The sequence below is a fragment of the Candidatus Villigracilis vicinus genome, from assembly GCF_016702885.1.
GTDB lineage: Bacteria > Chloroflexota > Anaerolineae > Anaerolineales > Villigracilaceae > Villigracilis > Villigracilis vicinus.
Genome location: NZ_JADJDD010000006.1, coordinates 160,001 through 184,467, shown reverse-complemented (window position 1 = coordinate 184,467; position 24,467 = coordinate 160,001). Strand labels below are relative to the sequence as shown.

Below are 24,467 nucleotides of genomic sequence, written 5' to 3'. Positions count from 1 at the left end.
TTTGATCGTCGATGACGAACCCTTTAATGTAGATTATCTCGAGCAGGAACTTGAAGAATCGGGCTATGAATTGCTTACTGCCAGTAACGGGCAGGAGGCGCTGGACCAGATCCGCAATGCTTCGCCAGACCTAGTTCTGCTTGATATTATGATGCCCGTCATGGATGGGTTTTCCGTGCTTGAGCAGGTCAAAGCAGACTCTGCTGTGCGTGATATTCCCATTATCATCATCTCTGCAAACAGCGACTTGAAGAGCGTGGTAACAGGGATACAAAAAGGTGCGGAAGATTATCTGCCCAAGCCTTTCGAGCCGGTCATCCTTCATGCGCGCATTACCGCCAGCCTCGAACGTAAACGCCTGCGCGATCAGGAACAGCAGTATCTGCAAAGCCTTGAAAAGGAATTGAATATCGCGAGGGATATTCAGCAGCAGTTCCTGCCGCAAGAAATGCCCAATGTGCCGGGCTGGGAGATCAGTGCATACTTCAAAGCTGCCAAATTCGTAGCGGGCGACTATTACGATGCTTTCACCCTGTCGGATGGCAATCTCGTCTTCATGGTAGGTGATGTATGCGGTAAAGGTGTGGGAGCCGCTTTATTCATGACCCTTTTTCGCAGCCTGCTTCGTGCCACATCCACAGCCGCTTATTTTTCAGGCACATCGAACAACGATGTCATTTCACCTGCGCTGCGCATTAGGCAATCCATAACCATTACGAATAACTATGTTGCCAGAACTCATGAAGAAGCGCTTGTATTTTCCACTCTCTTCATTGGGATCCTGAATATCGCAGATGGAACACTCACCTATGTAAATGCTGGTAATGAGGCACCGCACTTATTACGTGCAGACGACTCACTCGAAGAACTCCACCCTACCGGTCCTGTGATCGGGTTCAGCCCCGAAGCCAAATTCGAAGTCAAGGAGAGCCGCCTGGAAACCGGTGACCGCCTGCTTATATTCACTGACGGCATTCCCGACAGCAAAAATGCACAGGATGAATTCTTCGGGCATGAACGGTTGGTGGAAGTCTCGACAAAAAAGGATGCCACCTGTGCCGAATGTGTTAAACGCCTCGGCAGTGAGCTTGAAATGTTCATCGGCAGCGAAGACCAATTTGACGATATCACCATTCTGGCATTAAGAAGGCTTTAACAAGTTTGTAAACATGACAAGATAATGACAGACAGGCGCTCAGCGTCTGTTTTTTTTCGATTGCTATTGACGATTCTTACCCTGCTATGTAAACTGCATCATGCTCAGAGGATTGCATGCCTAAACCCGGTCAGAAAAAGAACGCCACACCCGCCAAAACGTCTAAAAAAGCGCCTGCACGCGCTTCTGCCGCTAATCAAAAGAAAACCAGCACCAAACCGGTTTCACCTATCAAGCTCAAAAGAGAGTTGGCGCAGCGCGAGGCAGAGATTGCCATCATCCAAAGCGTGCAGGAAGGGCTTGCCTCCAAATTGGAGATGCAGGCGATCTACGATCTTGTCGGAGATAAGATCCGTGACCTTTTCGGCTCGCAAACCACTATTATCGCCACATTTGACCATAAGACCGAAACCCAGATATTCAACTATTATGTAGACCGTCGCGGCAGCGAACACCTTGCCCCCCGCCCCATGAGTGGGTTGGTCAAGACACTGATCCGTTTAAAAAAGACCTTCCTTTTTAACGATAACGTCGGGCAGCGCATGCAGGAATATGGCGCACAGCTTATTTTAGGACCCGCCATTCCAAAATCGGCTTTGTATGTCCCTCTCATTACAAACGATGAAGTGCGCGGAGTGATCTCTCTGCAGAACATGGAGCAGGAAAATTCGTTCAGAAGTTCCGATGTGCGTCTGTTGGAAACTCTTGCTGGATCGTTGAGTGTTGCGCTGGAAAATGCACACTTGCTTAATGAGACACAACGGCTGCTCACGGAGGCAGAACAACGGAATGCAGAATTGGAAGCGATCCGTAACGCCACCATTGACCTTTCCTCCAATCTTGAATTTACCACCGTTCTGAATTCACTCCTTCAAAATACTTCTGCGTTGATGTCCAGCATCGAAAACATCAACCTTTTTCTATATGAAGACGGTAAATTGCAATTCGGCACAGCCATCGCTCATGGTGAGATCACGCACGCCCCAGTTGCCAATCCGCGCCCCGGCGGCATGACGGATATTGTTTCAAAGACAGGAAAAGCATTGCTGGTGGAAGATATGAGTACCCACCCGCTGTACAAGGATTCGAACTGGATGGGAGCACTGATCGGGATCCCGCTTCTGTTTCGGCAAAAAGTTGTCGGCGTCATGAATATCCATTTCGCTGATGCGCGCACCTTCTCAGAGTCAGAACTGCGGCTATTAAGGTTATTTGCCGATCAGGCTGCCGTTGCCATCGAAAACTCACGCCTCTTCAATCAAACCGAAAGGCTGCTAAAAGAAACTGCCGGGCGAAATGCCGAATTGGGCATGATCAACAGTCTGCAACAGGTCTTGGTATCCAAATTAGATTTTCAATCCATCATTGATTTAATTGGAGATAAGGTTGGAGAGATATTCGACGCTCAGGTAACACTGATCTCTCTTTATTACCCGGCTACAAATGAAGTTCATCACCGATATATTAATGAGCGTGGTGAACGCATGCGCCTGGAACAACCCTCATCTATAGACGGTTTTCGCAGGCGGGTGATCGATTCAAAGAACACTCTGCTCATCAATCAAGATTATCTGAAGATGGCTGCCGAGCTGGGCGAAGAACCCGCTTCGGCAGGAGAAGCCCCGAAATCCCTGCTATTTGCACCAATGATCGTTGGTAATCAAGTGACAGGGATCTTGAGCCTTCAAAACCTGGATCGCGAAAATGCTTTTCAAGAGTCTGATATTAAACTTCTTGATACCATCGCCACCAGTTTAAGTGCAGCACTCAACAATGCCAGGCTCTTCGAAGAGACAGTGCGACATGCACGTGAATCTGAGGCGCTAAACGAAGTTGGTCGCGATATCTCAGCTACTTTGAACCTCTCGTCCGTATTAGACAAAATCGCAGCACATGCGCGCGACCTGTTGAACGGTTCCAGCAGCGCCATTTATCTACCAGAACCAAGCGGAAATCTAATGCGCGCCCTGGTCGCGAAAGGTGACATTGCTGATGAGATCCTGGCAGACTCGATCGCCATTGGGGAAGGCATTATTGGGTCGCTTGCCAAATTAGGAAAACCGGAATACATCAACGACACCAATCACGACCCGCGAACCTTGCAGATACCCGGCACCCCCGCGGTCACGAACGAACGTTTAATGGTCACTCCGCTGCTTTCAGGAGATAAAGTCAATGGCATGATGGCGGTCTGGCGCAAAGGCGGCGAACCTTTCTCAAATGCCGACCTACGTTTTCAGGAAGAGTTATCCTTGCAGGCGGTCATTGCCATCCAGAATGCGAATTTCGTCAATGAAGTAGAGCAGCGCGCGCACGAACTTGAGATCATCAACAGCGTACAGCAGGGGCTTTCTACAAAATTGGATGTTCAGTCTATCTACGATCTTGTTGGCGAGAAAGTGCGCGGCATTTTCAATACACAAGCAGTGATCATCTCCCTTTATGACCCCAAGACCGATACGGCCGACTTCCCCTACATGTATTGGAATGGCGAACGAATTTACCCTGAAAAGCAGCCACTTTCAGGTTTTTCCGGATATGTCATCCGCAACAAAGAAACACTCTACATTAATGAAAAAGTTGGCGAGATGGCACACAAGTACGGCTCCACATTACTCGCCGGAGATACATTTCCAAAATCATTGATCGCACTGCCCATCCTTGTCGGCGACCAGATATTCGGTTCACTTTCCATCCAAAATTTTGAACAAGAACGCGCCTTTCATGAAAATGACCTGCGCCTGCTCTCAACATTGGCAGGCAGCATGGGCATCTCAATCCAAAATGCAAGATTATTTGACGAATCTCAAAGCTTACTCGCAGAGACGCGTCAACGAGCAGACGAACTTGCGCTTATTAACAATATTCTCGCCGGGTTGGATACGAAAATGGACATCCAATCGGTGTACGACAAGACAGGCGACAGGATTCGTGAAATTTTTGATGCGCAAATCGTAGTGCTGAGCATTTACGATAAAAATGAAAAACTGACCTACTACCCCTATATCATTGAGAAGGGTGAAAGGCTGTACCAAGACCCATTACCGCTACGTGAAGATGGTGGCGGCTTTGGCGGACATGTCATTCGTACCGGGAAATCGATTTTGATCAACCGTGATTTCGAAGAACATTCTCAAAAGTTTCGATCTGCAAATCTTGGAACGAACGCGATAGACGACGTAATCGTTCATTCCGGGTTATGGGTGCCAATGCTGATCGGAGATGAAGTCAAAGGCGTGATCTCACTGCAAAACCTGGAGAAAGAAGACGCCTTCACCGAATCAGATGTACGTCTGTTGACGACAATTGCAAACTCTGTCGGGGTCGCCATCGAAAATGCACGCCTATTCGACGAGACCCAGCGCCTTCTTAAAGAAACTGAACAACGCGCCGCCGAACTTGCCATTTTGAACAACGTAAGCGATTCAATGTCCCGCGCTCTCGATGTAAATGCCGTGACCAGCAATGTAGGCAATAAAATCCATGAAATCTTCAATGCTGAAATCGTAGATATCCTGCTCTACGACGCCGCGACAAACATAGTGCGGTTGGTCTTCAGCTTTAGCGACAATATTTATTACGAAAACGAACCGCCCTGGGAACTGGGAGAAGGACTTACCTCCAAGATCATCATCACAAAACAGCCTTTGTTATTGAACACAACCACAGAGATCGAAGATAACGGGGCAGCCTCATATATCACCGCACCAGAAGATGATGATGACATAAAATCTTACATGGGCGTCCCCATCATGGTCGGCGATCAAGTGCTCGGGGTTGTGGATGTGCAAAGCTATAAAGCTGAAGCCTTTAGTGAAGATAATCTACGCATTTTGCAGACCCTCTCTGCCAATATGGGCGTTGCCATTCAAAACGCCCACCTCTTCAACGAAACCCAACGTCTATTAAAAGAAACCGAACAGCAGAACACAGAACTGGGTATGATCAACTCTGTTCAACAGACACTGGTTTCCAATATTGACATTAAATCCATTTACCAATCGGTGGGCAGAAAACTGCCCGAAATATTCAATGTCCATTCTGCGGTCATTTATACCGTGGACTTGGAAACCCAAATCATGACCTATGAGTTTGCTTATGAGCAGGGAAAAGAATGGGAAATTTCACCCAAAAAGGCAACGTCCCTGCACACCTATATCACGGAACAGGTGGTTTCGACCCGGAAAAGTTTTGTGATCAACAAAGATTTTGAAGCATTTGCAGCGAACTTCCCCGATTTTAGAACCTCGCGTTCTCGAGTGCCCAAATCATTGAGTGCCATTCCGATCTTGATCCGTAAGAATTCGATCACGGGCATTTCGTTGCAAAACCTGGATTTCGAAGATTATTTTTCTGATTCATCGCTGCGTCTATTGGAGACGATTGCCAGCGCCACCGGTGTTGCACTTGAAAACGCACGCCTCTTCGATGAAACAAAACGCCGCGCCGCCGAGCTTGAGATCCTAAACGACATCGGTCAAGTGCTCACCCAGCAGTTGGATGTCAACACAATCATCGAAATGGTCGGAGATAAGGTTCGCGAACTGGTCAATGAAGATAATATTGGCATTGGGTTGTTCGATAAGGAAACCCAAACCGTCACGGCGCATTATGTCACCAAAGGCAATGAGCGAGTGCAATTCCCGCCCTTCCCTGTCAATGACTTTACACGCAAAGCATCCATGCAAGGGAAGACGCTAGTCATCAACCGACGTTCTCCCATCCTGTGGAAAAAGCTCGGCTCGAAAATGACGGTTGAGAATGACATTCCCAAATCGGTCGTAATGATCCCTATGATCGTCGGCAGGGAACTAATTGGCGGGTTCACGATCCAAAATTTTGACCATGAAAATGCTTACGATGAATCCATTATCACTCTGATGGAATCGATCGCCTCCAGCACAGCAACTGCCATTCAAAATGCGCGCTTGTTCGAAGAAGCCCGTTCGGCTCGCGCCGCCGCCGAACAAGCCAACGAAGCCAAGAGTGCCTTCCTTGCCACCATGAGCCATGAGATCCGCACCCCCATGAACGCGGTGATCGGCATGAGCGGACTGCTGTTGGATACCAGTCTTAACGATGAACAACGCGATTATGTCGAGACCATCCGCGGCTCGAGTGACGCCTTGCTCGCCATCATCAATGACATCCTCGATTTCTCAAAGATCGAAGCTGGGCGTATGGAGATGGAGCACCAACCCTTCGATCTGCGGGACTGCGTGGAAGCCTCGCTCGATCTGGTGACAACACGCGCAGTTGAAAAGAGCATCGACATTGCCTACATCTTCGAGGGCGACATCCCCCCCGCCATCGTCGGCGATGTAACACGCCTGCGGCAGGTGATCACCAACCTGCTCAGTAATGCAGTTAAATTCACAGACAAAGGGGAAGTCGTGCTGACAGTATCCAGCCAACGCTATAAGAACGGAGGCGCAAAAGAGAAAGTACTGCTAACCTTCGCTGTGCGTGATACCGGCATCGGTCTTTCAGCAGAAGGCATGAGCCGCTTGTTCCAGTCTTTTTCGCAGGCAGATTCATCCACTACACGTAAATATGGCGGCACTGGTTTGGGTCTCGCCATCAGTAAACGCCTCACCGAAATGATGGGCGGCAGTTTATGGGCAATGAGTGATGGGCTGGGGCATGGCTCTACGTTCACCTTCAATATCAAGGCTGAGATCGCAGACCTGATGCCCATGAAAAAATCTGTTCACATTGGCATTCAACCCGCCCTGCAGAACAAACGTGTATTGATCGTTGATGATAATGCCACCAACCGCTACATCCTCAACATGCAGACCAGCAAGTGGGGCATGGTACCACGCGACACGGAGTCCCCTACGATTGCCCTGCAATGGATTGATAACGGTGAAATCTTCGATGTTGCGATTTTGGATATGCACATGCCGGATATGGATGGGTTGGAGTTGGCAAAGCGATTACGCACGAGTGCGAATTTCCCCCTGGTTCTATTCAGTTCGCTTGGCAGGCGTGAAGCAGGCGATGAGAACAATATCTTCTCGGCCTACCTTTCCAAACCGATCAAACAATCGCAGTTGTTTGATACCTTGGTAGGACTTTTCGTGCAGACTGAAGATGATGCCCGCAAAGTGCATACAGACCGCTTCAAACCCGACCCGCAAATGGCAACGCGTCATCCATTGAAAATCCTCCTTGCAGAAGATAATGCTGTCAATCAGAAGCTCGCCTTGCGTTTGCTCGAACAGATGGGCTATCGCGCCGATGTGGCAGCGAACGGGCGGGAAACGATCCAGGCGGTGGAACGTCAAAGGTATGATGTCATTTTGATGGATGTACAAATGCCGGAAATGGATGGGCTGGAAGCCACACGTGAGATCGTTGCACGCTGGGTGAATGATCATCCTTTCATTATTGGTTTAACTGCCAATGCCATGCAAGGTGACCGTGAAATGTGCCTGAACGCAGGCATGGACCACTACATCCCCAAACCCATCCGCGTGACGGAACTGGTGGATGCGTTATTCAAGGCAAATCCGTAAGCCTATTCAGGGCGATTTAATCAGCCTATTTATTGGAGACCCATGTCTGTTTTAGATCTGATCACATTCAATGCACTAAAAGAAAGCACCGGCGCAGATTTCATTGAGGAACTGATCGACGCCTTCCTTGAAGACGCCGTTACGCAAATTGCGGAAATGAAGTCCGCACTTGCCGCGCAGGATTCTGAGACCTTTCGACGCGCGGCACACAGCTTGAAATCGAATGCGGCTACCTTTGGCGCGGGTGACCTTGCAGTACTGGCACGAGAGTTGGAAATGCTTGGACGTGAAAGAAACCTTGAAACGGGTAATAAGATTGAGATTTTGCAAGAGGCGTTTGAGCAGGTAAAAATCCAATTAAATAGGTTGAGGTAATCCAATAATGACGATACCATCTCTTGAACCCGCCCGTCTGCTCGTAGTGGATGACAACCGCGTTAACCGTATGGCACTTTCGCGCAGTCTGGAATTACAAGGACATCAAGTGGAGACTGCCGAGAACGGACAGGAAGGTTTGGAAAAATTCCGTTCAGGGCTATTCGACCTGATGCTGTTAGATATTGAAATGCCTGTGATGAATGGCTTTGAAGTATTGGAAGCCTGCCTGAACGATTTCGACCTGCGTCAAATTCCCATCATTATGACTTCGGCAATGGAAGAGTTGGACGCAGTGGTGAAATGTGTGGAACTCGGCGCAGAAGATTATTTAACGAAGCCGGTCAACCCGATCCTTTTGCGCGCGCGGGTGAACGCCAGCCTTGAAAAGAAACGACTGCGTGATGAACAGCGAAAATTATTCCGAACATTTGCAACCAGGGAAGTAGCGGAAGAACTATTACGTACAGGATTTTCACTGGGCGGCAAACAAGTGACTGCCAGTGTACTGTTCGCGGATATTCGTTCCTTCACGACCATTGCCGAAAATCAGAACCCGGTGGAAACCATTGACCTGCTCAACCAGTATTTCAGCATGATGTTCGATGCGATCACCGATAACAGCGGAACAGTAAATCAGATGATGGGTGATGGTCTGCTGGCTATTTTTGGCGCGCCGATTTTTTTTGAAGACCATCGTGAAAAGGCTGTGCGTTCTGCGTTGAAAATGCTTGAACGGTTAAAGGAGTTTAATCGTAATCAACTTGAACAGGGGAAAACGCAGCTGCATATTGGCATTGGTATTGCATCGGGCAAGATGACGGTGGGGTATACCGGCACACAGAACCGCGCGATCTATACCTGCATTGGGGATACGGTCAATTTATCCAACCGGATCGAGGAGTATACAAAGGAAGCCCTGCGTCCGCTGATCGTAGATGAGTACACCCGCGACGGATTATCCGCCGATGTAAAGGTGGAAGATTTAGGCAGAATCATTTTCAAAGGAAAAAACCAGGCAGTAAATGTATTTGCAGTGCTGGGAGCATGAAATGCAATATGGAAAACGCGAGTTCAGGCTGCACCAAAACTGCGCGCCGTACTCCATATCACTAAACAGGAAATGAACACAACCATCTTAAGTACAGTAGTAGGAATTGGCGGCATGTTCGGCTGGAAGATATATGACTTTTTAGGCGGCATCTTCGCCAAACAGATCGGGGCTTTCAAGTCTCTATTTTGGTCACACAATCGGCTGTCTGTCATTTTTCTGAGAGACAAAGTTACAAAAATTCAAAGTTTTGGAATACTACTGCGATTATCGGTATAATTACAACCGCACTTTAGAGTTCTGCCGGGGTTTCTTGATCAAACATCTCGTGGAAGCAAAACAGATTCTCGAAAAAATTCGTACCCGCTTTCCACAGTATTGAAAACTGTAACTGCTTCTCCCACTGCTAAAAATCATCCAAAACAATCCCTTATAATTACGCAATGCAATTTCGCCTTTCCCCCACTGCACGTCAAACCTTTCTGATCGCCATCATTACAGTCATCGCCTACGGCTTACTCCTGCCCCTCACTGGTTTCTATTGGGACGACTGGCCCTTCGCATGGATCGCAAAATTTCTCGGTCCGGCTGAGTTTATTCCCGCCTTTATGCCGTTCCGACCATTCCTCGGACCGATCTTCTATTTCACCACCAGCCTCGTCCCACCGGTTCCGCTTTACTGGCAAATATTCGCACTCATCATCCGCTTCCTCATCGGCATCGCCGCATGGTGGATGTTCAACCAGATCCTCCCCACCCGCAAAACGCTCGCCTTCTTCGCTGCCTTGCTCATGCTCGTCTTCCCGGGGTACAGTCAACATTGGGTGGCATACACTCATATCAATCAGGAACTCATCCCTTTCCTTTTTTACTTGCTATCCTTTGGGTACACCTTCAAAGCCCTGCGTACACAAACACGCACAGACACCGTCATCGCCCTATTGCTGCAAATTTGCGGTATCTTCCCCACTGAATATTTCTTCGGTATCGAAGGCATTCGCTTTCTACTGCTGTTCACCATCCTGCAGGGCAGTCTCACCGAACGCTTCGCGAGATCGTTCAAACTCTGGCTGCCTTACTTATTCATTTGGATCCTCAACGCCGCATGGCTTTTCTATTATTACAAGTTCGGTCCATACGAATCCTACGAAGTCACTGCCACACAATCGCCAGACTTCATGTATTTCCTTGTTCAAGCGCTGGATGCTCTATGGAAAGCCGGGTTCTACATCTGGACACAAATCCTTGTCCTGACTTTTTCCACCCTACCCGCGCCCGCCTCGCTCTTAACCTTGGGGCTGATTGCACTCTCGTTCATTTTTCTCATCCGCATCCTGCTCCACTCCGCCCCCCCTGAAGTCACGGATAACACCTTTGCCATATCCCTGCTTATCAGCAGTATCTTCGCCATCCTGCTTGGTCGCCTGCCCTCCTTAGCGGCAGGGCTTCCGCTCACCCTGCAATCCTCATTCGACCGCTTCATGATCTCCATGATGTTTGGTGCATGCATGTTTGTCATTGGCTTGCTGGAGTTGCTCGTAAAGAACCATCGCACGCGCGTCATTATCTTTTCAGCGCTCATCGCACTTGGCATTGGTCAGCAATTCTTCAACGCCAACATCTTCCGCCGAGATTGGCAAAGACAAGGTGACATCTACTGGCAAATGGCATGGCGCATCCCCGCATTGGAAAAGAACACCGTCTTGCTTGCCTACGAGATCCCCATCGACTACGAAACCGATCTCTCCTTCACCGCCCCCATCAACTGGATGTATGCCCCCGACTATACCCGCTCTGACCTGCCCTACATCCTTCTTTATACTAAACGGCGGCTGGGCGGTTTTACAATACCCTCTCTCGAAAAAGATGTTCAGATCAACTACCCCTACCGCACAGTAAACTTCAGCAGCAGCACATCCAATGCGCTGACTTTATACATGCCGGAACATGGCTGTTTGCGGGTCTTCGACCCGGCACGTGGCGATCTCACCATTTACTCGCATTTGCCGGAAGAGATCACCAATGCAATTCCCATTTCTGACCCTGCACGCATCATTACAGATGCCCCCCAACCTGCGCAACCTATGTTCTTCGCCGAACCGAAGCCGGAATGGTGTTATTTCTACGCCAAAGCCGGGCTAGCCAACCAACAAGGCGATTTTGAAACATCTGCCAGGCTGGGCGATGAAGTTTTTGCCTCTGGCTTCAAGCCAGAAGATGCGCGTGAATGGCTGGTATTTGTAGAAGCCTACGCCATGAATGGTGAATTTGATCAAGCCTCGAAAGCCTCCGAATCCGCCCTGGAAATGGATGAAAAAACGCTCAAGGCGGTCTGCACGGTTTGGGAGCAGATTCAGGCAAAGGCTCCCGCAGGAAGCGAAAATGCCATTAATTCCGCTCGGTTGAAGCTTGGTTGCAATCCATAATGCACGGCTTGACGCTTTAATCTTCATGTGCTACCATCTTTTTTTAATATAAGGATTCAGGAGAAGATATGACCCAGAAACATCGTAGTGTGCAGGTGATCTTGTTTTTAATCATCGCCGCAGTAGTATTATCTGCTTGCACACAATCCCTTTCGTCCGCCCCGGTTGAAACGCCAACGCTCATCCCAACCGGGCTCTTTGTTTCGCCGATCGCCTCGGTTGAGAACCCCATGGCAATGATCGAACAATTTGCGAAACAGACCGAAGCCGCCCAAACCGCCGCCGCAGGCGGTGGCACCCCGGGGACTCCGGGCACGCCGCAGGCAATTTCTACGACCACCACAGGCACTCCAGAAGCCTCAGTTGCAACTGTTACAAGCACAGTTGCTCCAAATGTTGGAACCCCCACCAATGCCAATTCCGTCGCAACGCCGGTACCGGCATCCACATCTGCTGCAGCCACATCTGTACCGCCTGTGATTGCATCTGGCTCTGAGTACGTCCTACACGATGGCGAATATCCCTACTGTATCGCCCGCCGTTACAACGTTGACCCTGAAGCTCTCCTGCAAGCCAGTGGACTTACCAGCCCGGATATTTATTATGCAGGTCTGAAATTGGTCATTCCACAGAATGGTCCTTTCCCCGGTGCGCGTTCGCTTAAGGCGCATCCGGCTTCATATACGGTTGCTTCATCAAGTGAAACGGTTTACAGCATCGCCTGTCTTTACGGAGATGCAGACCCGAACGCAATTGCTTCTGCAAACGGCATTTCTGCCTCCGCCAGTTTAACGGTTGGGCAGGTTCTACAGATCCCATAACGTTGAACCACCAAAAGCCCAGGTCGAAGACACCTGGGCTTTTTATTTTTCACAAGGATATCCCCATGCCAGCTTTTGAATTACTCAAATCTGAAACCATTCTACAAGGACGTGCATTTAAAATTCGCCGTGACACATTGAAAACTCCCGATGGGCGTGACACAAAATTCGATATCGTGGAGCATGGCGGCTCCGTCGTCATCGTGCCAATGGATGGAGACGGCAACTTGCTTTTTGTCCGGCAATACCGCCACGCCGCAGGCATGGACATGCTTGAACTGCCCGCCGGAACCCGCGATGGGGATGAGCCCTTTGAAGATTGTGCTGCGCGCGAGATCCGCGAAGAGACGGGCATGGAGGCTGGCAAATTAATCCATGTCGGTTCGTTCTACCTTGCGCCGGGCTACTCCACTGAATACATGGGCGTCTTTTTAGCCACAGACCTCAAACACAACCCCCTCGAAGCAGATGATGATGAATTCTTATCAGTAGAAAAGCTTCCCATCAAAGAAGCATTAAGAATGGCAGAAAAAGGCGAAATGCCCGATGCCAAATCATTGGCGGCATTGCTAATGGCTAGATCCTATTTGGAATAACACCAAAACGAAATCCAAAGTGAAAACCAACAAAACACATCTTATTGCCGTATCGCAAGCTTTATTGGTAACGTTTTTATGGTCAACCTCGTGGGTTTTTATAAAGATCGGGCTGGAATCTGAATTGCCTGCTGTTACCTTTGCCGGACTGCGCTACACCCTTGCAGCATTTTGCCTATTGCCGTTTGCCATACTTAATCCAACTCACCGCCAAACACTGCGCGAACTCCCAGCCCGAACCTGGTGGGAACTTACCGGGCTTGGCATCATATTTTACACACTCACTCAGGGAGCTCAATTCGTCAGCTTGTCTTTTTTACCTTCTGCCACTCTTTCACTGTTATTGAATTTCTCACCCATCTTCATTGCCATTTACGGAATGATCTCTCATAGTGAAAGTACATCGCTCACGCAATGGGGCGGGATTTTAGTTACAGTCATTGGAGCGCTTATCTATTTTGCTCCCCTTTCCATCGAAGAAGGTCAGATCATTGGCTTGCTTGCCGGGTTGGTTGCCTTGTCTGCAAATGCGGCATCATCCATTTTTGGACGTTACATCAACACTCAAGAGAAATTAAATCCACTCGTAGTTACTAGTGTCAGTATGGGGATTGGCGGAATTATCATGCTGATTATTGGCAACCTTACCCAGGGCATGGGCAGACTGAACCTCACCCAGTGGGCGATCATTGGTTGGCTGGCAATAATCAACACTGCAATTGCTTTTACGCTATGGAACAAGTCCCTGCAAACTCTCACCGCCGTGGAATCCAGCATCATCAATGGAACGATGCTCCCCCAGATCGCCATCCTCGCATGGATATTTCTTGGCGAACCACTTGGTGGAAAAGAGATACTGGGGCTAATTTTCGTGCTTATTGGTACACTGATCGTCCAATTGTGGCGATATCTACCCACTTCAGAACGATAAAATCGTAGAACTAGGAGAATACAATGTCACAAAAACCAATGATGATCCTGATCGCCGGACCTTACCGCTCTGGCACAAACGACGACCCGGAAAAGATCGCAGCCAACGTCCATTTCATGGAGTCATTTGCCGTGCCAATCTTCCGCAAGGGACATATCCCAGTTCTCGGCGAATGGTTCGCATTGCCATTACTGGCGTTGGCAGGGTCCAAAGAAACCGGCGATGAAATATTCAATGAAATCTTCCACCCTGTGGCTGTACGTCTACTTGAAAAATGTGATGCCGTCCTGCGTGTTGGCGGCGCATCATCAGGCGCTGATTTAATGGTCAGTACAGCCAAAGAAAAAGGTGCAAAAATATTCTATTCATTGGATGAGATCGCCGATATCTCAAAATGACAATCGTTCAAAATCCGTCAAAACACCTCGAAAACATCGAGGTGTTTTTATTTCCACCAATCCTATCCAATATATGACATCAGGCAGGGGGATTTAAGTCATATATAACTAACGTAATTCATCCCGTGGGAATACACTTGTCCATTGAGGAAATACAAGGCAAATCGCCTTTTACAGGAGCCAAAGAATGAACAAGAATGTCATTATGATCGACGGAAACGAAGCAACCGCAAGCGTTGCCCACCGTCTCAACGAAGTGATCGCCATTTACCCGATCACCCCATCCTCCGCGATGGGCGAATTCTCAGACGAATGGTCTGCCAAGGGCAAGAAGAACATTTGGGGCACCGTCCCGCTCGTGGTTGAAATGCAATCTGAAGGCGGCGCAGCCGGAACCGTGCATGGCGCCCTCCAGACCGGCGCACTAACTACGACCTTCACCGCGTCTCAGGGCTTATTGTTGATGATCCCAAACATGTACAAGATCGCTGGTGAACTTACCAGCACCGTCTTCCATGTTGCCGCGCGCGCCATCGCCGCCCACGCCCTTTCCATTTACGGTGACCACCAAGACGTGATGGCCGTCCGCCAGACCGGTTGGGCAATGCTCTCCTCCGCCTCCGTGCAGGAAGCGCAAGACTTCGCAGCCATCTCTCAAGCCGCAACCCTCAAAGCACGCGTCCCCTTTCTACATTTTTTTGATGGCTTCAGGACCTCACACGAAGTCAACAAGATCATCCAATTATCGGATGAAGAACTGCGCCTCATGCTAGACGAAGATCTAGTCCGCGCCCATCGAGCCCGTGGACTCACCCCCGAGCACCCCACCCTGCGCGGCACCGCCCAGAACCCGGATGTCTACTTCCAGATGCGCGAAGCCTCGAATCCATATTACGCGGCTGTTCCTGCCATCACACAAGAGATGATGGATAAGTTCGCCAAGATTACCGGACGCCATTACAACCTGTTCGATTACACCGGCGACCCCAATGCCGAGCGCGTCATTATCATCATGGGTTCCGGCGGCGAAGTTGCTGAAGAGACAGCAAATTACCTCACCAAAAAAGGCGAAAAAGTGGGTGTATTGCAAGTACGCCTTTACCGCCCCTTCTCTGTAGAACATTTCATCAAGGCACTGCCCAAGAGCGTCAAATCCCTTGCCGTGCTAGACCGCACCAAAGAACCCGGTTCCATGGGCGAACCCCTCTACATGGACGTGATCAGTTCGTTGGTCGAAGGTCAACGATCCACCATCAAGGTTATCGGCGGACGATATGGTTTATCTTCCAAAGAATTCACCCCGGCAATGGCTAAAGCCGTCTTCGATGAGCTGAGCAAGCCCGAGCCAAAAAATCACTTCACCGTTGGTATCAACGACGATGTATCTCACACCTCCCTCACCATAGACACCTCATTCTTCATCGAATCCGAAGGAATGGTCAGCTGTGTCTTCTTCGGTCTCGGCTCAGATGGGACTGTGGGTGCGAACAAGAACTCGATCAAGATCATCGGCGAAGAAACCGAGAACTTTGCCCAAGGCTACTTCTATTACGACTCAAAGAAATCCGGCACGGTGACCATGTCTCACCTGCGCTTTGGACCTAAGTTCATCCGCGCACCGTATCTCATCGAAGCCAATCAGGCAAATTTCGTCGCCTGCCACCAGTATTCCTTCCTTGAACGTGTGGATATGCTCAAGTATGCCAAAGAGGGCGGTATTTTCCTGCTCAACAGCTTATATGGTCCTGAAGAGATCTGGGATCAACTTCAGCAGGAAGTCCAGAAAGACATCATTGAGAAGAAACTCAAGTTCTACGTTATCAATGGCTATGACGTAGCGGAAAGAACCGGCATGGGCGGACGCATGAACACCATCATGCAGACTGCATTCTTCGCCATCAGCGGCATCCTGCCGAGAGAACAAGCCATCGAACAGATCAAATACGCCATCAAAAAGACCTATGGCAAACGCGGTGAAGCCGTGGTTGCAAAGAACTTTGAAGCTGTGGATGCAACTGTGGCAAATCTTTATGAGGTCAAGGTTCCGGCAAAGGTTAGCTCAAAGACGACTCGCAGGCTCCCGGTCCCGGCTGAAGCGCCTGACTTCGTCAGGAATGTACTCGGTCAGATCATCGACTCAGACGGCGACAACATACCCGTCTCTGCCTTCCCTGTCGATGGCACCTTCCCCACCGGCACCACCCAATGGGAAAAACGCAACCTCGCGCTGGAAATTCCAGTTTGGAACGAAGATATTTGTATCCAATGCGGGAAGTGCGTCATGATCTGTCCGCATGCGGTCATCCGCCACAAGGTATATGAAGAGAACGCACTTAGCGGTGCACCAGAGACGTTCAAACACGTCAAGTCAAAGTTCAAGGAATTTGGCGAAGGCTATGCCTACACCTTGCAGGTTGCCCCCGAGGACTGCACCGGCTGTACGCTGTGTGTGGAAGTCTGCCCGGTGAAGGATAAGACTGCGGTGGGACGCAAGGCGATCAACATGGAACCGCAGCCAGCGTTACGCGAAGCTGAAGCCAAGAATTGGGATTTCTTCATGAACATCCCCGACCTTGACCGCAAGTTGATCAATCCGTCCACCATCAAAAATGCGCAGTTGCTGCGCCCGTTGTTCGAGTTCAGCGGCGCTTGTGCAGGTTGTGGTGAGACTCCGTATGTGAAGCTCGTTTCGCAGTTATTCGGCGACCGCGCCGTGATCGCGAATGCCACTGGCTGTTCGTCCATCTATGGCGGCAACCTGCCCACCACCCCGTGGGCGAAGAATGCCGAAGGTCGCGGACCTGCCTGGTCGAACTCGCTCTTTGAAGATAACGCCGAGTTTGGTTTGGGCATGCGCCTGACCATCGACAAACAACATGAATATGCTCAGGAATTGCTCAAATCTTTCGAACAGACCGTGGGCACCGAGTTGGTAACCGCCATTTTGAATGCCAATCAGGAAGACGAAACAGGAATTGGCGCTCAACGTGAACGAGTTGCCCAATTGAAGGATAAACTCAGTAAATCCAGTGACACCCGCGCGAAAGATCTCATTAGTCTTGCCGACAACCTCGTCAAGAAATCCGTTTGGATCATTGGCGGCGATGGTTGGGCATACGACATCGGCTACGGTGGTTTGGACCATGTCCTTGCCAGTGGACGCAATGTGAACATTCTCGTGCTCGATACCGAAGTGTATTCAAACACCGGCGGTCAATCCAGCAAATCCACGCCGCGGGCGGCAGTTGCCAAATTCGCCATGAGCGGAAAAGGCATGCCAAAGAAAGACCTTGGGCTGATCGCCATGTCGTACGGGTATGTGTACGTCGCCAAAGTGGCGATGGGCGCCAACGACCAGCAAACGCTAAAAGCTCTGCTTGAAGCCGAAGCCTATGATGGTCCCTCTCTGGTCATTGCATACAGCCCCTGTATCGCACACGGCTATGATATGGCGCGCAGCCTAGATCAGACAAAACTTGCAGTACAATCCGGTCACTGGCCCATGTTCCGCTACGATCCGCGCCTCGCACTGAACGGACAAAATCCGCTCGTGATGGAATCGAAAGAACCGAGCATCCCATTCACACAATATGCATACAATGAAACCCGTTACAAGATGCTGACTCAAATGAACGAAGAGCGTGCCGAGGAATTGATGAAGGAAGCCCAGCATGACGCCAAGTCTCGCTGGACGCTATACCAACAGATGGCTTCGATGCACTACGAAAAAGACAGCGATAAAAAAGAATAGGTTTTACAATGGGCGAGATAACCTCTCGCCCATTTTTACCCCTAACAAAGGACACTCTTATGACTGAACTATCCACCTCTTATCTCGGACTAAAATTAAAGAATCCGCTCGTTGCTTCGGCTTCGCCGCTCTCAAAGAAATTAGATACAGCCAAAAAATTGGAAGAAGCGGGCATTTCTGCCATTGTGATGTACTCACTCTTCGAAGAACAGATCATCCACGAAAGCCTAGAACTGGACCATTTTCTGTCACGCGGCACCGACTCCTTTGCCGAAGCCCTCACCTACCTGCCGGACGGCGGCATGTACAGCGTCAGCCCGGAAAAATACCTTAATCAGCTCGCCGCCTTGAAAAAAGCCGTGAACATTCCGGTGATTGGCAGCCTGAACGGCGTCTCCAAAGGCGGCTGGACCAGCTATGCCAAACGCATCGAAGAAGCCGGAGCCGATGCACTCGAACTGAACTTGTACTTCCTCTCCACCGACCCGAACCTGACCGCAATCGACCTGGAAAATGCACAAGTAGAACTGGTAGCAGAAGTAAAATCTTCCATCAAGATTCCCCTGGCTGTGAAACTCAGTCCGTTCGTAACATCCCTGCCCAATTTTGCCAAACGCATCGTGGATGCAGGCGCAAGCGGACTCGTCCTCTTCAACCGCTTCTACCAACCTGACTTTGATCTCGAAGAACTGGATATCGTTCACAGCCTCGACCTGAGCACATCCGCCGACCTGCGCCTCCCCCTACGCTGGATCTCGATCTTGTACGGCAAGGTCAACACAGACTATGCCCTAACCAGCGGCATCCACACCCATACCGATGTGCTCAAAGCCATGATGGCAGGCGCCAAGGTCGCCATGATGGCATCCAACCTCCTCCATAACGGCGAAAAGATCCTGCCCGAAATGCTGAATGAATTAAGCTGGTGGATGGAATCGCATGAATACACCTCCATCGAACAGATGCAGGGCAGCATGAGCCAGAAAAACGTCAAAGAACCAGCAGCATTTGAACGCGCAAACTACATGAAAGTACTCAGTTCTTGGCGCGATCTTCCTTAGTAAACATGAATAAGCAACAAAAAAGCTCTCCGAACGGAGAGCTTTTTTTATTCTATTTGCAAGGACTATTCTTCAACAGGAGCGGCGGCAGCTTGCTTGCGCTGGCGGAACGTGATGCGTCCGCGAGCCATATCATAAGGGGACATTTCGAGGGCAACACGGTCGCCCAACAAAATACGGATGTAGTGCTTGCGCATCTTACCCGAAAGGTACGCCAGAACCTCGTGACCATTATCGAGCTTCACGCGGAACTGGGTGCCGGGCAATGCTTCAATCACAACACCGTCCACTCTGATTTTGCCTTCTTCTTTAGTCATACATGCCTCTTCCTATTCATTGTCCTTGAAGGAGCGACGCTTAATGCGGCGGATTGCCTTCTTCTTCTCCATACGGCGGGTTTCGCTCTTGGAAACGAACCAGCGTTTGCGGCGAACCGTGCTGAGAACACCGCTCTTCACGACCTTTTTGCGGAAACGCTTGAGCAGTGAATCCTGAGATTCACCATTTCTTAAATTGACACTTGCCACTGGTTGTCACCTCCTTTCCGTTATGGAAATAAAAAATCGGCTGTCATTCACAGACTCAGCCGAAAGCGTCCTTCAAAAAACCTGAAACGAACTCCATGATCCTACGATCAATAATTGCGCTTCAATTCTCCTTGTGACACCAAGCGGAATAGATCCACTGCCGAACCTGCGGACAGGATTATACACGATTCGTCCAAAGATGAGAAGACGATTAGCCTCTCATTTCCCAACGTCCCCCCGCCCCAAAACCTGATACATAAGCCTCAAAACCTTCAAGTCATCGTAGCTTAAAGCCCCATCCAGCCTGTCAAAGACTGGTTTCAGCATTGCCGTCCCAACCTCATCAAATACCTTAAACACAGCCTGCTTTTGGTCTGGGGTGGCAGTCGTCAAAGTCTCAAGATCATTGCCTTTACGCAATTCATTGCCAGCCAAAACAAAACGCGTCAGATGATCCAAAATAGTCGCGTTGGTCACCTTATAACGGTCCATCAGCCCTGGTACCGTCTCACCGCCGTTATACAACTCACCGATCAGCACATACCTGCGCCCTGCATCACTTTTATCCCGACGAGCCTCCTTTTTCCTTTCGCTCAGCCCATGCTTTCCAGAAAAATCTTGAATAACACGCAAAAATGCCTCACCATATTGGCGTGCCTTTACCTGCCCTACCCCCGAAATCGCCAGCAAACTATCTTGTGATTGCGGAAAATACGCCGCCATTTCTATCAAAGTCCGATCCGGAAAGATCACATACGGTGGCACCCCAGCCTCGTCCGCCAACTCCTTGCGCTTCTGGCGCAAAATGGCAAAAAGCCCGCGATGATACTCCAACTCTGCTTCTTTTTTCTTTCCATCATTCTTGACGCGTTCCATCGCCTCTTGCATAACACCGAAAATGGGTTCGCGCTTCCGCAGCGACTCCAACGCCTTTACCGTCAGGCTGAGCGTATGAAACTCCCCATCCTGCTTTAGATATCCCAGAGAAAGTAGTTGACGGGCAAGATGCATCCACTGTTTCCTGTCCCACTCCTTACCGATCCCATATGTGGAGAGTTTTTCATGCTCCCAACGCAACACCTTCTCATTCTTTGAGCCTAGCAATATATCCACAATATGCCCAGCACCGAACTTCTCGTCCGCGCGCTTAACGCAGGAAAGGAACTTTTGCGCAGGGATCGTAATATCGGTCAGCGGGGTCGGGGCAGAGTTGCAGTTATCGCAGTTGGAGCAGTTCTCGGCGGAGTAAGCTTCGCCGAAATAGTTGAGTAACGGCTTACGGCGGCAATTACGCTCATCCTCGGCAAATCGAACAATGGCATTCAAATGCTCAATGGCTACACGCTTTTCGTCGCCTTCCTTTTGATCGATAAAGTAATTTAATTTAGCAACATCCGCATAACTATAGAGCAATGTACACTGCGCAGGCAGTCCATCACGCCCAGCACGTCCGATTTCCTGATAATACCCCTCAATACTTTTTGGCAGGTCATAGTGAATGACAAAGCGAACATTTGGTTTATTGATTCCCATTCCAAAAGCAACCGTAGCCACAATGATCTGTACATCGTCACGGATGAACAACTCTTGATTACGGCGGCGTTCGGCATCATTCAATCCGGCATGATATGGGCGAATCGAATATCCTTTTACACTGAGGAAAGCAGAAAGTTCGTCCACCTGTTTGCGAGAAAAACAATAAATAATACCCGACTGATCTTTGTGGCGATCAATAATTTCAAGGACCTGCCGATTTGGCTCCTGCTTCGGCAAAACTTCAATAAATAAATTCTCGCGGTTAAAACTGGCCACAAACTCATTTGTGGTCGGGAACTTAAGTGTATGCCGAATGTCCTGACGGACGCGCGAGGTGGCAGTAGCTGTCAACGCCATACAGACAGCTTCCGGGAATTTTTTGCGGACTTCTACAATTTGGCGGTATTCCGGGCGAAAGTCATGCCCCCACTCTGAGATACAGTGGGCTTCGTCGATGGTTATCAGATCCACTTTCAGGCTGGAAAGAAGCGCAAGTATCCGTGGAGTAAGGAGAGTTTCCGGCGCGACATAAAGTAATTTAACCTCACCACGCTTCACGTAGTCCATATTCTCCTGGTATTCCTGAGGGGAGAGCGAGCTATTAAGGAAAACGGAGGGTACGCCAAAAGCACGCAGTTGTTCTACTTGATCTTTCATCAGGGAGATCAAGGGAGAGATAACCACCGTCAAACCCTCGAACATCAATGATGGGATCTGATAACAAAGCGACTTCCCCCCACCAGTCGGCATAACAGCCAGCGTATCGCGGCGTGCAAGTACATTTTCGATTACTTCCTGTTGAAGCGGCCGAAAAAAATCATAGCCAAAAGTGTCTTTAAGAATGGAAGTGGTTGTCTGCATATTGCCTCCCTTTTCAGATGAAGGATTTTAGCACAGGAAAACAAAAAGCCGCCTACATTTCTGCAGACGGCAAATAAGTAAAGAAAAGCCCCTTGGCAATGACCTACTCTCCCAGGAGGCTGCCCTCCAAGTACCATCAGCGCTGATGTGCTTAACTGCCGGGTTCGGGATGGGACCGGGTGTACCCACATCGCTCAAATCACCAAGGGACTAATTCACAAGTGAATTGTCCTGAATAACAAATTGATGTAATTTTTTGGAAAAGTACCAATTTCTCCGCATCACAGGATGAAGCCCTCGACCATTAGTACAGGTTAGCTGAACACATTGCTGTGCTTACACACCCTGCCTATATACCAGGTAGTCTACCTGGGGTCTTACTCCCTTACGGGAATACAGGGATCTAATCTTAGGGCGAGTTTCCCACTTAGATGCTTTCAGCGGTTATCTCTGCCAGACATGGCTACCCAGCGATGCTCCTGGCGGAACAACTGGCACACTAGAGGTCTGTCCACTCCGGTCCTCTCGTACTAGGAGCAGCTCCCTTCAAATCCCTTACGCCCACAGCGGATAGAGACCGACCTGTCTCACGACGGTCTGAACCCAGCTCGCGTACCGCTTTAACGGGCGAACAGCCCGACCCTTGGGACCTTGTCCAGCCCCAGGATGCGATGAGCCGACATCGAGGTGCCGAGCGAGATCGTCGATGTGAACTCTTGGATCTCACCAGCCTGTTATCCCCGGGGTAGCTTTTATCCGGTAAGCTACGGCCCTTCCACTCGGTACCGTAGGATCACTAAGCCCGACTTTCGTCTCTGTTCGGCGCGTTGGCCTTACAGTCAAGCTCCCTTATGCCTTTACACTCTATGGTGGGTTTCCATTCCACCTGAGGGAACCTTTGGGCGCCTCCGTTACTTTTTGGGAGGCGACCGCCCCAGTCAAACTGCCCACCTGGCACGGTCCCCCATCCGGATGACGGAATGGGGTTAGGATCTAAACATAATCAGGGTGGTATTTCACTGGTGGCTCCACCGACGCTGACGCGCCAGCTTCAAAGCCTCCCACCTATGCTACACAGATTATGCCCAAATACAATGCCAAGTTGCAGTAAAGCTCCACGGGGTCTTTTTGTCCTGCTGCGGGTAGGCCGCATCTTCACAGCCATTTCAATTTCACCGGGTCCTTCGTCGAGACAGTGCTCTAATTGTTACGCGGTTCGTGCGGGTCGGAACTTACCCGACAAGGAATTTCGCTACCTTAGGACCGTTATAGTTACGGCCGCCGTTCACCGGGGCTTCAGTTCAAAGCTTCGCTTGCGCTAACCTCTCCCTTTAACCTTCCGGCACTGGGCACGCGTCAGCCCCTATACATCGCCTTACGGCTTAGCAGAGACCTGTGGTTTTGTTAACCAGTCACCAGAGCCATTTCACTGCGACCCTCCGGGGCTTTAACACCCTAGAGGGTACCCCTTCTCCCGAAGTTACGGGGTCATGTTGCCTAATTCCTTAACGAGGGTTCTCCCGTTCGCCTTGGTATACTCTACCCATCTACCGGTGTCGGTTTGCGGTACGAGCGCTAGAAAGTTATGCTTAGAGACTTTTCTGGGCAACAAGGCTCAGCCACTACACCTTGCGGTGTGCTCTCACCTCAGCTCAACTGGCGGATTTGCCTACCAGTCTCAACGCCTAGATGGATCGAACCCAAATCCAATAATGGGCTGGCCTACCTCGTTGCGTCCTCCCATCGCACTTTCAAGCGGTTCCGGAATATTAACCGGATGTCCATCATCTACGCCTCTCGGCCTCGACTAAGGACTCGACTAACCCGACGCGGAATGACCTGGCGTCGGAAACCTTAGATATACGGCGAATACGGTTCTCACGTATTTGTACGCTACTCATGCCTGCATTCTCACTTCTGTCCGCTCCAGTCGCCCTTACGATCGACCTTCACCGCTGACAGAACGCTCCCCTACTGCCCCAGCTTGCGCTGAGACCCATGGCTTCGGTGCTATGCTTAGCCCCGTTAAGTTTTCCGCGCAAAATCACTAGACCAGTAAGCTGTTACGCACTTTTTAAAGGGTGGCTGCTTCTAAGCCAACCTCCTGGTTGTTTAAGTAATCTCACCTCGTTCACCACTTAGCATAGACTTGAGGACCTTAGCCGATGATCTGGGCTGTTTCCCTTTCGACCCCGAAACTCATCTCCCGGAGTCCGACTGCCAAGCTATGGAGTACTGGCATTCCGAGTTTGATTGGGTTCAGTAAGCTGTAAGCCCCTTAGCCCATTCAGTGCTGTACCTCCAGTACTAAACGCTTGACGCTAGCCCTAAAGCTATTTCGGGGAGAACCAGCTATCTCCGTGTTCGATTGGCATATCACCTCTACCCACAGGTCATCCCCTAACTTTGCAACGTTAGTGGGTTCGGGCCTCCACGAGTGATTAGACTCGCTTCAC

The 24,467-nt window shown here is 49.9% G+C and carries 15 protein-coding genes and 2 rRNA genes (1 of these 17 cut by a window edge); 12 read left to right on the top strand and 5 right to left on the bottom strand.

Features of this window, described 5'->3' with window-relative positions:
• Position 1 precedes the first annotated feature (1 nt).
• The 12 genes from IPG80_RS06850 to IPG80_RS06795 all read left to right on the top strand — a co-directional run bounded on the left by IPG80_RS06850 (position 2) and on the right by IPG80_RS06795 (position 19,087).
• On the top strand, positions 2-1,156 hold the full coding sequence (locus IPG80_RS06850) for a SpoIIE family protein phosphatase (RefSeq protein ID WP_345104289.1): 1,155 nt from the start codon (positions 2-4) through the stop codon (positions 1,154-1,156).
• A gap of 116 nt (positions 1,157-1,272) precedes the next feature.
• Complete coding sequence (locus IPG80_RS06845; protein ID WP_345104285.1) at positions 1,273-7,677, top strand: GAF domain-containing protein; 6,405 nt, start codon at positions 1,273-1,275, stop codon at positions 7,675-7,677.
• A 42-nt stretch (positions 7,678-7,719) separates the two neighbouring features.
• Complete coding sequence (locus IPG80_RS06840; protein ID WP_345104283.1) at positions 7,720-8,052, top strand: Hpt domain-containing protein; 333 nt, start codon at positions 7,720-7,722, stop codon at positions 8,050-8,052.
• 7 nt (positions 8,053-8,059) lie between these two features.
• Positions 8,060-9,103 carry an adenylate/guanylate cyclase domain-containing protein gene (locus IPG80_RS06835; RefSeq protein WP_345104281.1) on the top strand — a complete coding sequence of 348 codons (1,044 nt, stop codon included), beginning with the start codon at positions 8,060-8,062 and terminating at the stop codon, positions 9,101-9,103.
• A 72-nt stretch (positions 9,104-9,175) separates the two neighbouring features.
• A complete protein-coding gene (locus IPG80_RS06830) occupies positions 9,176-9,382 on the top strand; it encodes a hypothetical protein (protein ID WP_345104278.1) in 207 nt (68 codons plus the stop codon).
• Positions 9,383-9,546: 164 nt separating this feature from the next.
• Positions 9,547-11,529, top strand: a complete 1,983-nt coding sequence (locus tag IPG80_RS06825) for a hypothetical protein (RefSeq protein ID WP_345104275.1) — start codon at positions 9,547-9,549, stop codon at positions 11,527-11,529.
• Between the two features lie 68 nt (positions 11,530-11,597).
• Entirely contained in the window at positions 11,598-12,350 is a 753-nt protein-coding gene (locus IPG80_RS06820) for a LysM peptidoglycan-binding domain-containing protein (protein ID WP_345104272.1), read from the top strand.
• A gap of 65 nt (positions 12,351-12,415) precedes the next feature.
• Positions 12,416-12,946, top strand: coding sequence for an NUDIX hydrolase (locus tag IPG80_RS06815; RefSeq protein WP_345104269.1), 531 nt, complete (start codon positions 12,416-12,418; stop codon positions 12,944-12,946).
• A 19-nt stretch (positions 12,947-12,965) separates the two neighbouring features.
• Complete coding sequence (locus IPG80_RS06810; RefSeq protein ID WP_345104266.1) at positions 12,966-13,877, top strand: DMT family transporter; 912 nt, start codon at positions 12,966-12,968, stop codon at positions 13,875-13,877.
• A 23-nt stretch (positions 13,878-13,900) separates the two neighbouring features.
• Positions 13,901-14,275, top strand: a complete 375-nt coding sequence (locus tag IPG80_RS06805) for a DUF4406 domain-containing protein (protein WP_345104263.1) — start codon at positions 13,901-13,903, stop codon at positions 14,273-14,275.
• A gap of 187 nt (positions 14,276-14,462) precedes the next feature.
• Positions 14,463-18,026, top strand: a complete 3,564-nt coding sequence (gene nifJ / locus IPG80_RS06800; RefSeq protein WP_345104260.1) for a pyruvate:ferredoxin (flavodoxin) oxidoreductase — start codon at positions 14,463-14,465, stop codon at positions 18,024-18,026.
• Between the two features lie 59 nt (positions 18,027-18,085).
• Positions 18,086-19,087, top strand: a complete 1,002-nt coding sequence (locus IPG80_RS06795) for a dihydroorotate dehydrogenase-like protein (RefSeq protein ID WP_345104257.1) — start codon at positions 18,086-18,088, stop codon at positions 19,085-19,087.
• A gap of 65 nt (positions 19,088-19,152) precedes the next feature.
• Here IPG80_RS06795 and infA read toward each other — a convergent pair whose 3' ends face one another.
• The 5 genes from infA to IPG80_RS06770 all read right to left on the bottom strand — a co-directional run.
• A complete protein-coding gene (gene infA / locus IPG80_RS06790; RefSeq protein WP_345104255.1) occupies positions 19,153-19,404 on the bottom strand; it encodes a translation initiation factor IF-1 in 252 nt (83 codons plus the stop codon).
• Between the two features lie 12 nt (positions 19,405-19,416).
• On the bottom strand, positions 19,417-19,614 hold the full coding sequence (gene rpsU, locus IPG80_RS06785; RefSeq protein WP_345104253.1) for a 30S ribosomal protein S21: 198 nt from the start codon (positions 19,612-19,614) through the stop codon (positions 19,417-19,419).
• Positions 19,615-19,833: 219 nt separating this feature from the next.
• Entirely contained in the window at positions 19,834-22,011 is a 2,178-nt protein-coding gene (gene recQ / locus IPG80_RS06780) for a DNA helicase RecQ (RefSeq protein WP_345104250.1), read from the bottom strand.
• 90 nt (positions 22,012-22,101) lie between these two features.
• Positions 22,102-22,218, bottom strand: a 5S ribosomal RNA gene (gene rrf / locus IPG80_RS06775).
• Positions 22,219-22,296: 78 nt separating this feature from the next.
• Positions 22,297-24,467: ribosomal RNA gene (locus IPG80_RS06770) — 23S ribosomal RNA — on the bottom strand (it continues 781 nt past the right edge of the window).

Bases quoted from the DNA above. Each gene is read 5' to 3' on its own strand.
- IPG80_RS06845 (WP_345104285.1), top strand. From the start codon at position 1,273: ATGCCTAAACCCGGTCAGAAAAAGAACGCCACACCCGCCAAAACGTCT.
- IPG80_RS06840 (WP_345104283.1), top strand. From the start codon at position 7,720: ATGTCTGTTTTAGATCTGATCACATTCAATGCACTAAAAGAAAGCACC.
- IPG80_RS06835 (WP_345104281.1), top strand. From the start codon at position 8,060: ATGACGATACCATCTCTTGAACCCGCCCGTCTGCTCGTAGTGGATGAC.
- IPG80_RS06830 (WP_345104278.1), top strand. From the start codon at position 9,176: ATGAACACAACCATCTTAAGTACAGTAGTAGGAATTGGCGGCATGTTC.
- IPG80_RS06825 (WP_345104275.1), top strand. From the start codon at position 9,547: ATGCAATTTCGCCTTTCCCCCACTGCACGTCAAACCTTTCTGATCGCC.
- IPG80_RS06820 (WP_345104272.1), top strand. From the start codon at position 11,598: ATGACCCAGAAACATCGTAGTGTGCAGGTGATCTTGTTTTTAATCATC.
- IPG80_RS06815 (WP_345104269.1), top strand. From the start codon at position 12,416: ATGCCAGCTTTTGAATTACTCAAATCTGAAACCATTCTACAAGGACGT.
- IPG80_RS06805 (WP_345104263.1), top strand. From the start codon at position 13,901: ATGTCACAAAAACCAATGATGATCCTGATCGCCGGACCTTACCGCTCT.
- nifJ (WP_345104260.1), top strand. From the start codon at position 14,463: ATGAACAAGAATGTCATTATGATCGACGGAAACGAAGCAACCGCAAGC.
- IPG80_RS06795 (WP_345104257.1), top strand. From the start codon at position 18,086: ATGACTGAACTATCCACCTCTTATCTCGGACTAAAATTAAAGAATCCG.
- infA (WP_345104255.1), bottom strand. From the start codon at position 19,404: ATGACTAAAGAAGAAGGCAAAATCAGAGTGGACGGTGTTGTGATTGAA.
- recQ (WP_345104250.1), bottom strand. From the start codon at position 22,011: ATGCAGACAACCACTTCCATTCTTAAAGACACTTTTGGCTATGATTTT.